We start from the raw sequence: 12832 nt of genomic DNA, 5'->3' as shown, positions 1-12832 counted from the left end.
GACGTGTCACATTAGTGACACGTATGTCACATAACCGTCATCTGCATCCTCTATATTCTAACTAGCCAGAAACGTTGGAAAAACAGATGAACGCAAGTCACTCCTCTTCACACGCCGTCACTTACTTTGCCAAAGAGCTTAGTTGGCTGTCTTTTAATGAGCGCGTACTGCAAGAAGCAAAAGACAAGTCGAACCCAATCATCGAACGAATGCGCTTTTTAGGGATTTATTCAAACAACATGGACGAATTTTTCCGTGTGCGTGTCGCCGATGTTAAGCGTCGTATTCTACTTAACAAACTGCCTGACGCGAATTTTGAAGAAGACGAAATACTGTTACAGCAAATACAAAAAAAAGTACTGCAACTGGGTAAGAAATTTAATCAAATTCATAAGGATATTTTAGCCGACTTAAATGAGCACAATATTCATGTTGAATTACCCGAAAAGTTAAGCGAATTTCATTTAAACTGGCTAGAAAAATTCTTTCACGACAGTGTATTGCAACATATTTTACCTATTTTGATCACTGATAAAAAAGACTACTCCGATCAAATTAACGACACAATGACCTACTTTTTTGTCGAAATGAGTACGCAAAAAAGCCATTACGCAATGCTTGAAGTCCCTACCGACCGAGTGCCGCGTTTTATTATTTTGCCGCCAGAGAAAACTCGTCGCCATAAAACCATTGTGATGCTGGATGACATCATCGCTTATTTTATTCGCGATGTGTTTAGCAGCTTTTTTAGTTTTGATGATATTCAGTGCTATGCAATTAAATTAACCCGTGATGCTGAGTACAATCTAGATGATGAGCTTGAAGAAGGGTTGCTCGATAAAATGTCGAAGGGGCTAAAACAGCGGATTTATGCCGAGCCTGTACGCCTTGTTTATGATGAAAGCATGCCCGATGACATGCTCAGTGTCATGAAAAAACGCCTCAATATAAGCCAGCATGATGCGCTTATTCCTGCAGGACGCTATCGCAATTTTAGAGACTTTATCGCCTTTCCGAATGTGGGTCGCCAATACTTAGAAAATAAACCATTGGCGGCGTTAAAAAGTGCTGCATTTAATCAGTTTTCAAGTGTGTTTGACGCGATTTCAGCACACGATATTTTACTCTACTACCCCTATCACACCTTTAATCATTTATTAGAGTTTGTTCGCCAAGCTGCGTTTGACCCTGATGTTACGCAAATTAAAGTAAATATATATCGCGTTGCGAGCCAATCGCGCTTAGTGTCAACGCTGATTAATGCTGCAAAAAATGGTAAGCATGTCACAGTTATGGTTGAGTTAAAGGCGCGCTTTGACGAGCAAAATAATATTGAGTGGGCGAAAACGCTGAGTAATGCTGGGGTTAAAGTTATTTTTGGTATTCCCGCATTAAAAGTGCACAGTAAATTGTGCGTTATTCACCGTAAAGAAAAAAACACCGTCGTGAAGTATGCTCACATTGGGACGGGTAATTTCCATGAAAAAACCGCAAAAATTTATACCGACTTTAGCTTATTCACCAAACACGAGGGGATCACAGAAGAATGTGACAGCGTGTTCAAATTTATTGAAAGTAGCTACCGACCTTTTCATTTTGAACATTTAATGATTTCGCCTGTCAATGCGCGCGAAACGATTATGGCGCTCATTGATGATGAAATCGCCCTCGTAGAGCGTGGAAAACAGGGCCGTATTACCTTAAAAGTGAATAATTTAGTTGATAAGCAGCTTGTCGATCACCTTTATTTTGCTGCAAGACGCGGTGTTAAAATACGTATTATCGTTCGCGGTATGTGCTCATTAGTCCCTACAACCACCAGTGCACATGACAATATTCGTATCATAAGCATTGTTGACCGATTTTTAGAACATCCCAGAGTGATGGTGTTCCATAACAATGGTGATGAAAAAGTCTATATTTCCTCTGCCGATTGGATGACCCGAAATTTAGACCATCGTGTCGAAGTGGCCGTTCCTATTTTTTATGCAAAACTTAAGCAACTCATTATTGATATTCTTGAGCTACAGTTTAAAGACCGAACTAAAGCACGTTTGATCGACAGTGAGCAGAAAAATCACTATGTTCGCCGAGGTAATCGCAAGAAAATTCGCTCGCAAATTGCCATCTACGATCACTTAAAGAAATGGGAAAGTAACTATAATAATGAATGATTATCCTTCAATTGCTGCAGTAGATTTAGGCTCAAACAGTTTTCATTTAGTGGTCGCAAGAGAAGTCGATGGCTCTTTGCAAATACTCCATAAAGAAAAGCAGCGGGTTTATTTAGCAGATGGCTTAGATGATAAAAATCATTTGAGCCAAGCGGCAATCGAACGCGCTTTAGCTATCCTTAAGCAGTTTGCAGCCACATTACAGGACTTTCCACTTGAGAACGTGAAGGTTGCCGCCACGTATACACTAAGACGTGCCAAAAACATTCACTCGTTTTTAACCCAAGCCAGTGACGTTTTTCCATACCCCATTGAGGTCATTTCAGGACAAGAAGAAGCGCGCTTGATATACCAAGGTGTCGCGCATTACATTCATCATGATAATAATCGCTTAGTCATTGATATCGGCGGTGGAAGCACCGAATTAATTATCGGTAAACACTTTAAGCATCGCCTACTTTCAAGCCGAAACATGGGGTGTGTCAGCTATACAAAGCAGTTTTTTGCTGATGGACAAATTAATGCCAAACGCTTCGCGAAAGCACAAATACGCGCAGAGCAAGAGCTTGAAGTTATCTTTGCAAACTACATCAACACAGGTTGGCAGTCTGTCGTGGGGACATCGGGTACAATAAAATCAATTTTAGCAATGATTAATGCAAATGACGCAGAGCAAGAGCTGATTACTCTTGAAAGACTGCATGAGCTTAAAACGCAATTTATTGCCGCTAAACAGATTCAAAGTTTACACATTGAAGGTTTAACACCTGAGCGACAAGAGAGTATTTGTGGTGGGCTCGCGATTTTAATTGCACTCTTTACGCTTTTCGACATCGATGCGATGCAATACAGTGACTTTTCACTGCGTGAAGGGCTCTTGCATGAAATGCAGCAAAAACTCGCACACAAAGATATTCGCACCAATACCATTCATAATTTAAGCGATCGCAATACCATCGATAAAGAACACGCAAACCGCGTATCTAGCACCGCTGAATGGTTATTTGAACACGTTAAAATACCTTGGCAGCTCAGCCATCCCGATTTTTTAAATTTACTTAATTGGGCGGCACAGTTACATGAAATAGGGCTGGGCATAAACTCATCTGGTTTACATAAACACAGTGCTTATATTGTGGCAAATAGTCAGCTTCCGGGCTTTACACAGCAACAGCAAACGCTACTCAGCTGTATGATCCGCTTTTACCGTAAAAAGATTCGTTTAGACCAATTTCCCACTTTACACACAGTGCAACACCATCAAATTTTACAGCTGATCGTGATTTTGCGTCTTGCCGTGCTTTTAAATCAAAAACGCACACCAGATCAAGGCGTGTCGTTAACGGTAACGGCCAAGCAAAATAGCATGTTCTTAAAATTCAACGACACGTGGCTGAAGGAACATACTTTGCTTTTGGCCGATTTACAGCAAGAACAAAAATACCTTAAAAAAGTCGGCTTTTTGCTCGATTTTCATTAATGATACCGCTCTGCTTAATTAGTGGTCTATTTTGAGGCAATAAAACCGCGTTGATAACAAGGCTAAAATGTCGTTATTTAGTTGTTCTCGGCCATTGCTCTTGCATTGCATTGCTCTGCATCCATGCAGTCGTAAATCAGACATTTTTAACGCAGGTAGCAACTGGTTTAATCACCCAAAATGATTAAGTATTATTGCGGATTAATGGTATTACATATCCCTATGACGATTAGCACTTTGCATCATTTGCTTTAAGCCTTGATGCTCAAGTTCGAGTAAGCGCTCAAGCTTTTCAATCGTGTCTTGGGTTTCTGCTCGCGAAACAAGGTACTCGTATAAATCGATCACCTTTTTATGTTGAGTTGATAGGTAAACTTGAATGGCTGTTTCGTCTATTTGCTGATCAGTGCTGATGTCACTGAATGTGATCAGTTCAGGGTTGTCTGCAAAGTATTCATAGCAGTAAGTATCAAGGGTGTTTATTTCGGTAATGGCTTTAAAGCCAACCAAATCTTCGGCGAGCTTTTTCTCATAGTTGAGATAATACTCCACCAGCATTTGATTATGTTCATCCAATAAGTCTTTTACACTATGGAAGTTGGCCGCCATTTGGGTGTGAAATAAAACGGTCCAATCATAAACCTGTTGTATTGTTTTAACTTGCATGTGCATTCCTTATTAAAGTCAATTTAATAAATAAATGCATAAATCAATCCAGATTAAAAACTCTTTTAAATCAATAAATAAACTGTGTTATGTGTAACCTGTACGCAAAAAAAGCGTACAAGTTACACACTGGCTGTAAAATTTATAGGTCTCGTTTACGCCAGATAAAATACAAAGCAGGTAGCACCAGTAAGGTCAGTACCACGGCACTGAACATCCCACCGACCATAGGCGCAGCAATTCGGCTCATTACCTCACTGCCGGTGCCAGTACCGTAAAGCACCGGTAACAAACCAATTATAATAGTGGCTACGGTCATCATCACAGGTCTAACCCTTAATCCTGCACCATTGATGATTGCTTGGCGAAGTTCAACGACACCAAAGTGCTCTGCTTGCTGTTTAGCCTCGAGATAAGCTTGGTTAAGATACACCAGCATGATCACCCCTATTTCTACGGCAACCCCTGCAAGCGCAATAAAACCAACCCCGACAGCAACAGAGAAGTTGAAACCTTCGATATACATCAGCCAAATACCACCAATCATCGCCAGAGGAAGTGTTAGCATGATCATCGCCACTTCAATAAAGCTTCTAAAGTTAAGGTATAACAGCACCACAATGATAGCGAGCGTTAGCGGTAGCACATAACTCAATTTAGCTTTAGCGCGCTCCATGTACTCGTATTGACCTGCCCACGTAATTGAGTAGCCAGCAGGCAACTCTAGCTGCTCATGCAGTGCCTTTTGGGCACGCTCAACATAGCTGCCGATATCACTGCCTTCAATATCAATTAAACTCCAGCCATTGATTCGCGCATTTTCGCTCTTTATCCCCGGAGGACCGTCTTCGATAAAGACATCAGCCACATCAGCCAGTGCAATTCGCTGCCCACTTGCAGTGACAATAGGCAGCAGCTTGAGCTCTTCTGGCGAGTCACGGTAATCTTGTGGATAACGTAAATTAACCGGGTATCGCTCTTGTCCTTCAACCGTTTCGGTTACATTCATACCACCAATTGCAGTCGCCACAACCTGTTGTACATCGGCAATGTTAAGACCATAACGCGCAGCCTTGTCGCGATTGATATCCACTTTAATATAGCGCCCACCCGCTACTCGCTCTGAATACACAGACGCAGTACCTGGTAAGTCTTTTAATATCACTTCAATTTGCTCACCAATTTTCTGTATTTCACTCAGCTTAGGGCCCGCTACTTTAATACCCACTGGCGTTTTAATACCGGTGGCAAGCATATCGATACGCGTTTTAATCGGCATAACCCACGCATTCGTTAAGCCGGGGAACTTCACTAAGCTATCAAGCTCTTTTTTAAGCTTTTCGGTTGTCATTCCCTCACGCCATTGTGATTTAGGCTTTAGCTGAATAAAGGTTTCAATCATGGTGAGTGGCGCAGGATCAGTGGCTGTTTCAGCCCGCCCTACTTTACCAAAGACACTCTCGACTTCTGGCACACTGGCTATAAGTTTATCGGTCTGCTGTAAGAGTTCTCGGGCCTTACCGATTGAAATACCCGGATAGGTTGTGGGCATATACATTAAATCCCCCTCATCAAGCGGAGGGATAAACTCACTGCCAATCTTATTAACCGGATAAAAACCGACTACAGCCAAAATGATAGCCATCACTAGCGTGGTTTTTGGCGCTTTAAGAACCGCATTTAATAACGGTTTATAACTTGCCACAAGTAAACGGTTGACTGGGTTCTTTTGCTCAGAAATAACTTTTCCGCGAATAAAGTAACCCATTAACACCGGCACTAAGGTTATTGCTAAGCCAGCGGAGGCTGCCATGGCATAGGTCTTGGTGTAAGCAAGCGGAGAGAACATACGCCCTTCTTGTGCTTCAAGAATAAACACCGGCATAAAGCTGACAGTAATAATTAATAAACTAAAGAATAATGCAGGGCCCACTTCTGAAGCCGATTCCATCACCACTTGCCAACGGTTTTCGTCGGTTAGTGGTTTTTTTTCCATGTGCTTGTGCATGTTTTCGATCATAACAATCGCGCCATCCGTCATCGCGCCAATCGCAATCGCAATTCCCCCAAGTGACATGATATTGGCATTAATACCTTGCCAATACATAACCACAAATGCGGTTAATATGCCCATTGGTAAAGTAATAATTGCCACAATTGATGACCGAATGTGAAACAAGAACACCACACACACCAAGGCTACAACGATCAATTCTTCAATCAGTTTTGAGGTCAAATTATCCAGCGCTTTGGTGATTAAATTAGAGCGGTCATAGACAGGCACAATTTCAACGCCCTCGGGTAAGCCTTTTTTCAAAGAGTCTAACTTTTCTTTTACCTGTTTAATTGTGGCTTGTGCATTTTCACCAAAGCGCATCACAACAACGCCCCCAGCCACTTCGCCTTCACCATTAAGCTCAGCAATACCGCGGCGCATTTGCGGCCCTAATTTTATATCGGCAACATCGCGAAGCTGCAGCGGTGTGCCGTTGGCATTAGTCCCCAACGGGATAGCCTCTAAATCAGCCACACTTTTAATATAACCGGTGCTTGATACCATGTATTCCGCTTCGGCCATTTCAACAACAGAGGCACCTCGCTCTTGGTTACCTTGCTTAATTGCTGTTTGAATCAGGCTCAGAGGAATGCCATAAGCACGCAGTTTATCGGGGTCTACATTGACTTGGTATTGCTTAACCATGCCACCGACCGATGCAACTTCTGACACCCCTGGTACAGTTTGCAATTCAAACTTTAAAAACCAATCTTGTAAGCTACGTAGCTGACTAATATCGTGCTTTCCTGTTTTATCAACTAATGCATAAAGGTAAATCCAACCGACCCCTGTTGCATCGGGACCAAGCTCTGGTCGAGCTGAGTCCGGTAAGCGAGCACTCACTTGACTTAAATACTCTTGCACCCGACTGCGTGCCCAGTATAAATCGGTGTCTTCATTAAATATGACGTAAACATACGAATCGCCAAAAAATGAAAAGCCCCTGACCGTTTGTGCCCCTGGTACCGAGAGCATAGCGGTGGTAATTGGAAACGTTACTTGGTCTTGCACTACTTGTGGCGCTTGCCCAGGGTAGGATGTTTTAACGATGACCTGTATGTCAGATAAATCAGGTAGCGCATCAACTGGCGTATTCTTCAAAGAAAAAATGCCAAAGCCTGCCAACATGACGGACAGCAGTAATACAAAGAAACGATTACCGACTGACCAGCGAATGACTGCTGCAATCATTTCATCTCTCCTTGCATTGGATGGCTTAAGGTCATGATGTCAAAAATCATAAACTCACCCTCTACCAGCTTAAACGTGAAATGTACTTCGTCATTAGGCTGTAGGTGTGATAAATCGATACGCGGCGAAAAATGAAACTCCACGGTTGCCGCCTCACGGCCCCATTTTGGAATTGCTTCACGGCTGATCACCGCGGTTCTGGCTTTGCGATCAATACTGTTGATCACCCCATTGACCATGGCACTCTCGCTATCAGGCTCTTGCATACGCATAAAGTCAGAGCTTTTGCTTGATTCGGAGTCAATCAAGAATTGTGCTGATGTCACCACGTTATCGTCTTTTAGTAAGCCTGATAAAATTTCAATGTCGTGATTATCACTGCGCCCAATGGTCACAGCGACGGACTTAAAGCGCCCTTCACCTAAATCAACCACCACTCGGTCTTGGCTACCTGTGCGGATCACCGCCTCTTTCGCTATCACTATCTGTGGCTCTGTTGGCTTAGCCGTAATACTGACCTCAGCAAACATATTCGGTTTCAATAAGCCCTCATCATTCACAAACCGGAGGCGCACACGTAATGTACGGTTTTTCTCATCGAGGGTAGGATAAATATAATCAACCTTGCCGTGCCATTGACGGCCCGGTAAATAATCTAAGGTCATTGTTACAGGCAAACCTTTACTGATAAGCCCTGCTTGGCGCTCGAACACTTCAGCTTCAACCCATACTTCTTCAAGGTGAGCAATACTCATCATGGTTGTGCCGGGCTTCACATAAAAGCCTTCTCGAATGTTTAGCTCATCCAGTACACCACTTTGCTTGGCATAAAAGGTGATGTTTTGTCTGACCTTCTGACTTTGCTCTAAGCGCTCAATAAAATCACTCGATACATTTAATGAGGCCAAACGCGCTTTGGCAGCACGAATAAGCACACTATTATTGCGCTTTAGGGCAAGTAGTAACTCTTCTTGTGCATTCACCAACTGTGGAGAATACAAGGTATAGAGTGGTTCACCTTGCTTTACTTGATCACCCGCAGCTTTCACGAACAGCGTTTCAATCCAGCCTTCAACACGTGGATGAATATGCACTAATTGATCTTGGTCGTATTGCACGTAGCCCACGGTATCAACGGTAGTTTGCAGTGACTTAAAACGTACCGGTGCGGTTCTAACACCTAAATTGTTGACAACGGCAGGTGATATTCTAACTGTTCCGGGGCTGTCTTCGGCGCTGTTTTCTTCATACACTGGGACTAACTCCATGCCCATTGGCGACAATCCTGGCTCATCACGTCGGTAGTTGCTATCCATGGGAGCAACCCAATACAGAGGTTTCTTTTCTGCACTTGGCATAGCGGAATGATCAGCAGTAGAAAGCTGATTTACTACGGTTGCCAAAGCGGCACCCACTGCCAAGGCCACTCCTAATTTAACGGTATTATTCATGATGTGCTCCTTGGCTGTGTGCTGCATTAATTTGGCTGTCTTTTGCTGCTGCGTAATAATTTAAACGTGCCAGCGTAATTTGTGTGTCGATATCGATATTTAGGGCATCTATTTTTGCATTTAGCTCACTGATACGAGCACGCATGACTTCTGAAAAGTCCCCATCATCATTGGTATATGCATTTAATGTGGCTTCGGCTTGCTCTGCCATTTGTGGTAAAAGCTGCTCGACATAAAGCGCTCGACGTTGGGCTAGGCGACTTAACTGGCTAAGCTCTTTAAAGTATTGACCTTGCAGTTTTTGTAACGTGATCAGCTTTGTGGTTTTAACTGCTTCAGCACTTGCAATAGCCGCATTAACTTGCTGATCTTGGCGGTTATCTGTAAATAATGGTAAATCAACACTGACCCCTATCGAGAATAAATCGGCGCGCGAACTTCCCATCGGCGTATCATCACGATAACCATAGCCAACATTCATACCAAACTGTGGCTTATAGGCTTCTTTTGCCACTTCGATTTGTGTGCTTTTTGCACGTAAGGCATGCTCAATAGCCACAACAGCAGGGTGCCCCATAAGCACTTCGGTCACGCCTGTTGGTTGCATATTTTGGTATGGCATTAAAGCCGCCACATCACCATTATCACTGCTGACAGGACCACTTAGCATGTCAATTGGCAACCACTGTGCTAAGCGCTTTTTCGCACTATCGAATTGCTGCTCCAGCATCACCAATTTATCTTCTAAGCGTGTAAGCTCTAACTGAGCACGAATGATATCTTGCTGGCGCGTAGTCCCTAAAGAATTTGCATAGCTTGCTTCTGTGATATCAATCAATTGGTTGAATAAGGCTTTATCTTGGTTAATTAATTGGATACTTTGCTGAGCTCGGTAGGCATTTAACCATGCTTCAGTAACAATAGCCTTTACTTGCGCTTGTCGGTCAGCACGTTGCCATGGGTATTGCTCGGCCGATTGCCTTAACGCTTGTTGCTGTAATGCCAAGCTATCACCGCGGCTAAACTGTTGTGATAAACCGACCTTAAATTGCGTCATGCCTTCTTGATCAAAGGCAAAACCATCCGTCGGTAAATTCATTAGCCCTACCGTCAGAACAGGGTCTGGCAAGGTGCCTGCGGCAATACTTTGCGCTTCAATTGCCTCTTGCTGATATTTGTTTGCTTGTAGCCAAGGCTCATGCGTCAGTGCGTATTCAACCACGCCATTCAGTGTTAATGGATTAGACTGAACCATACTGGAAGTCGTTACTAATACACCAAGGCAAAATGCCTTTAAAAATTTGCTGTGAGTCATCACATGCTCCACTAAAATTCTAGAAAGTTAAAAAACAATAGAGTTAGGGGCAGAATGGGTTGTAAAGCAGCGCTTAGCTGAATTTTTGACAGACCTATCCTGCTTAAGCAGTAATAGGTGGGCGATATAAAGAACTTATAGGGTAGCTGCGTTGGCTAACATTAAACAAACGTACTTTTTCAGATTGTTTGTTAGCATTCATCACTGTGCTATTAAGAGGAAGGAGTGAATGCGCAGTACACGCATTAAATGGACACGCACAGTCGGCACTGTCCATGGTATCTTCATGACAACAGTCCATGTCAGACATGTCGTTATCATTGTCCATATCGGCATGATGATTCATAGCCATTGAAGCATGCGGCATGTCGCAGACCATTGACACAGACGCAACTGACTGACTCACAAATGTGAGCAGCATCATGGCTATTAACATATAGCTTGAAAGTCGCGTCATCAACATACCTTAAATATTAATCGTGTAAATTGTAGCCTGAAAATTACGCCAACTACAAGGGTTTCTCTATTTTTATACTGCTACTAGCGGCTATTGCAAATAAACAGTAGCCAGTAAAATACCAAAAACCCACCCCCAGCTCTGCGTGCATTTTTATCAACTCACCCATTTGACCATCGGCATTGCCTGCTAAATAAGCAACGATTAATGCAATGACAAACACATCAACCATACTCCATTTGCTGAGTTGCTGAATAAGTTGACCGAGTAACTGCTTAAATTTATTCACGGGAAGAAAACAATACAGTAACTGCATCAATAATTTTATTGTCGGGATAACAATCGAAAACACCGCAACGAGTACCGCTACTAAGTAGTTTTTATTGTTAGCAAGCTCGTTCACAGTGCCCCAAATACTGCGCGTTTTTTTGTACGCGTCTATTTCGCCTTCAAGCTTATCAAGACCTAACATACTGGAGGCCATCATCAATACGCTGCGCGTATTTCTGTCACCTTCATCTGCTAACATTTCAATGCCTGTTTTAGCTAACTTAGATTTATCTATTTTACCTTCTAACGTGAGAACGGGCTGAGTAACCCCTGGGACAAGTAAAGCGAGGGCAAAAATAATCGTCACAATGGGAAATATTGAACGCATGGTATAAAAACCTTATCCACTAACAGTGCGAACATAATAACCAACTCAATATCATTAGTCTGCAATTGATGACAAGGTCGTCAATACTTCATCTGCGTAAGCACGTGCGCTGTACATTGCTTTAAATACAACGTCCATGTGTGAAGCTGGCCGAATCATGGTTAAAAATGACCGCACGTCTTGCCATTGTTCTTCTTCGATTGCTTTTACAAGTCGCAGGCTAATACCTTGCATACCATTAAAGCTTAACAATGCACTGGAAAGTTCTGCGCCGAGTGAAAACTCTTTTGTAACTCTATCTAATTCCATATCGAGAATGGCATCAAGCACAGACAGCAATCCGACTAAATAACCTTGCTCTGATAGCTCTTTACCACCGGGTTCAAGCATCAGCGCAATAAACTTTGCACGTGTAAGCGCAAGCTTGGTTAATTCTTGTGGTTTATCATTCCCCAATTCACTTAATGCTAAAACACGGACAAACTGACGAATCGCATCTTCACCTAAATAAATAACCGCTTGTGAGATTGATTTTATCGTTTGTTGTGAATTAGGTGAGCGTGCATTTACCAATCTTAAAATACGCGCTGTTAAACCAAGGTCTCGACCAACGCGTTGCTGCACCGCATCAAAGTCAATATCGGGCCTTGCTGTACAGCTTAGTAAATCAAGTACTGCCATTTTCGACGGTTCAACATTACCAAAGCTAAGCACTTCTGGCTTTGCAAAAAAGAAACCTTGAAATAAATCACATCCCGCTTTTTTTAACTGTTTAAAGTCATCATAATTTTCGATGCGTTCAACAATTATGATTGCATCTGGGTAACTGCGTTTTAGCTTTTTGATCATCATATTGGTTTTAATAATAGGATGCTCAACCTCTAACTTGATGAAGTCCATCAAAGGAAGTATGTCTTGCCATTTTTCAGTGCCATCATAATCATCAAGGGCAAAAAAATAGCCCTCTTTTTTGAGCTGTTTAACACGTGTTACAACTTTTGGGATACTTGTCGTTCGCTCAACTATTTCGAGTACTGCACTGCTTGGTTGGAGCAGTCGCGGAAAATCATCAAGAATGGCATCGGTCGATAAATTAATAAACGCAGGTTGGAACCCTGTAAGCTTTTCAAGTCCCATTAACATCAATGCATTAAAAAAGAGTCGCCCGGTGGCTTGACCATCACTGGTTCCTATCGGAAAAACATTATCGCTCGATTCTCTGTATAACAATTCATACGCATACACACTTCTATCAGCATTAAATATTGGCTGCCTGGCTATATACTGAGTCACGTTTTGACTTTTTTTACCTTCCATATTTAACTCTGACATATTACTTCTCACTAAATGTAACTAAAGCCACATTACAATTGTTATAAGTATA

Annotated in this window: 9 protein-coding genes; 2 read left to right on the top strand and 7 right to left on the bottom strand. The window is 42.5% G+C overall.

Going from position 1 to position 12832, the window contains the following annotated elements; all coding sequences use genetic code 11:
- The first annotated feature begins 86 nt into the window (after nucleotides 1–86).
- Nucleotides 87–2174: a polyphosphate kinase 1 gene (ppk1, locus tag BM378_RS11380; RefSeq protein ID WP_074989222.1), complete on the top strand. Its 2088-nt coding sequence runs from the start codon at nucleotides 87–89 to the stop codon at nucleotides 2172–2174.
- Entirely contained in the window at nucleotides 2167–3654 is a 1488-nt protein-coding gene (gene ppx, locus BM378_RS11375) for an exopolyphosphatase (RefSeq protein WP_074989221.1), read from the top strand. Before ppk1 ends, ppx begins: the two co-directional genes overlap by 8 nt.
- A gap of 210 nt (nucleotides 3655–3864) precedes the next feature.
- On the opposite strand, the gene BM378_RS11370 is transcribed toward ppx, so the two are convergent.
- The 7 genes from BM378_RS11370 to BM378_RS11340 form a co-directional block, all read right to left on the bottom strand.
- Nucleotides 3865–4320: a hypothetical protein gene (locus BM378_RS11370; protein WP_036973319.1), complete on the bottom strand. Its 456-nt coding sequence runs from the start codon at nucleotides 4318–4320 to the stop codon at nucleotides 3865–3867.
- A gap of 142 nt (nucleotides 4321–4462) precedes the next feature.
- Nucleotides 4463–7567 carry an efflux RND transporter permease subunit gene (locus BM378_RS11365; RefSeq protein ID WP_074989220.1) on the bottom strand — a complete coding sequence of 1035 codons (3105 nt, stop codon included), beginning with the start codon at nucleotides 7565–7567 and terminating at the stop codon, nucleotides 4463–4465.
- On the bottom strand, nucleotides 7564–9018 hold the full coding sequence (locus tag BM378_RS11360; RefSeq protein WP_036973321.1) for an efflux RND transporter periplasmic adaptor subunit: 1455 nt from the start codon (nucleotides 9016–9018) through the stop codon (nucleotides 7564–7566). Before BM378_RS11360 ends, BM378_RS11365 begins: the two co-directional genes overlap by 4 nt.
- Entirely contained in the window at nucleotides 9011–10273 is a 1263-nt protein-coding gene (locus tag BM378_RS11355) for a TolC family protein (protein WP_405127518.1), read from the bottom strand. Before BM378_RS11355 ends, BM378_RS11360 begins: the two co-directional genes overlap by 8 nt.
- Before the next feature lie 163 nt (nucleotides 10274–10436).
- The gene (locus tag BM378_RS11350; protein ID WP_074989219.1) at nucleotides 10437–10790 is read right to left on the bottom strand and encodes a hypothetical protein; all 354 of its coding nucleotides are present in this window, start codon (nucleotides 10788–10790) and stop codon (nucleotides 10437–10439) included.
- 52 nt (nucleotides 10791–10842) lie between these two features.
- A complete protein-coding gene (locus tag BM378_RS11345) occupies nucleotides 10843–11448 on the bottom strand; it encodes a paraquat-inducible protein A (protein ID WP_074989218.1) in 606 nt (201 codons plus the stop codon).
- Nucleotides 11449–11502: 54 nt separating this feature from the next.
- Nucleotides 11503–12780 (bottom strand): EAL and HDOD domain-containing protein, encoded by a 1278-nt coding sequence (locus tag BM378_RS11340; RefSeq protein ID WP_074989217.1) that lies wholly within the window; start codon nucleotides 12778–12780, stop codon nucleotides 11503–11505.
- Between the last annotated feature and the right edge of the window lie 52 nt (nucleotides 12781–12832).

This window comes from Pseudoalteromonas lipolytica, from assembly GCF_900116435.1.
GTDB classification, from domain to species: Bacteria; Pseudomonadota; Gammaproteobacteria; order Enterobacterales; family Alteromonadaceae; genus Pseudoalteromonas; species Pseudoalteromonas lipolytica.
This window is presented reverse-complemented; position numbering and strand designations above follow the sequence as displayed.

What these genes read in the sequence shown, in the direction of transcription:
- ppk1 (WP_074989222.1), top strand. Translation starts at nt 87, where the DNA reads ATGAACGCAAGTCACTCCTCTTCACACGCCGTCACTTACTTTGCCAAA.
- ppx (WP_074989221.1), top strand. Translation starts at nt 2,167, where the DNA reads ATGAATGATTATCCTTCAATTGCTGCAGTAGATTTAGGCTCAAACAGT.
- BM378_RS11370 (WP_036973319.1), bottom strand. Translation starts at nt 4,320, where the DNA reads ATGCAAGTTAAAACAATACAACAGGTTTATGATTGGACCGTTTTATTT.
- BM378_RS11365 (WP_074989220.1), bottom strand. Translation starts at nt 7,567, where the DNA reads ATGATTGCAGCAGTCATTCGCTGGTCAGTCGGTAATCGTTTCTTTGTA.
- BM378_RS11360 (WP_036973321.1), bottom strand. Translation starts at nt 9,018, where the DNA reads ATGAATAATACCGTTAAATTAGGAGTGGCCTTGGCAGTGGGTGCCGCT.
- BM378_RS11355 (WP_405127518.1), bottom strand. Translation starts at nt 10,273, where the DNA reads ATGGTTCAGTCTAATCCATTAACACTGAATGGCGTGGTTGAATACGCA.
- BM378_RS11350 (WP_074989219.1), bottom strand. Translation starts at nt 10,790, where the DNA reads ATGACGCGACTTTCAAGCTATATGTTAATAGCCATGATGCTGCTCACA.
- BM378_RS11345 (WP_074989218.1), bottom strand. Translation starts at nt 11,448, where the DNA reads ATGCGTTCAATATTTCCCATTGTGACGATTATTTTTGCCCTCGCTTTA.
- BM378_RS11340 (WP_074989217.1), bottom strand. Translation starts at nt 12,780, where the DNA reads ATGTCAGAGTTAAATATGGAAGGTAAAAAAAGTCAAAACGTGACTCAG.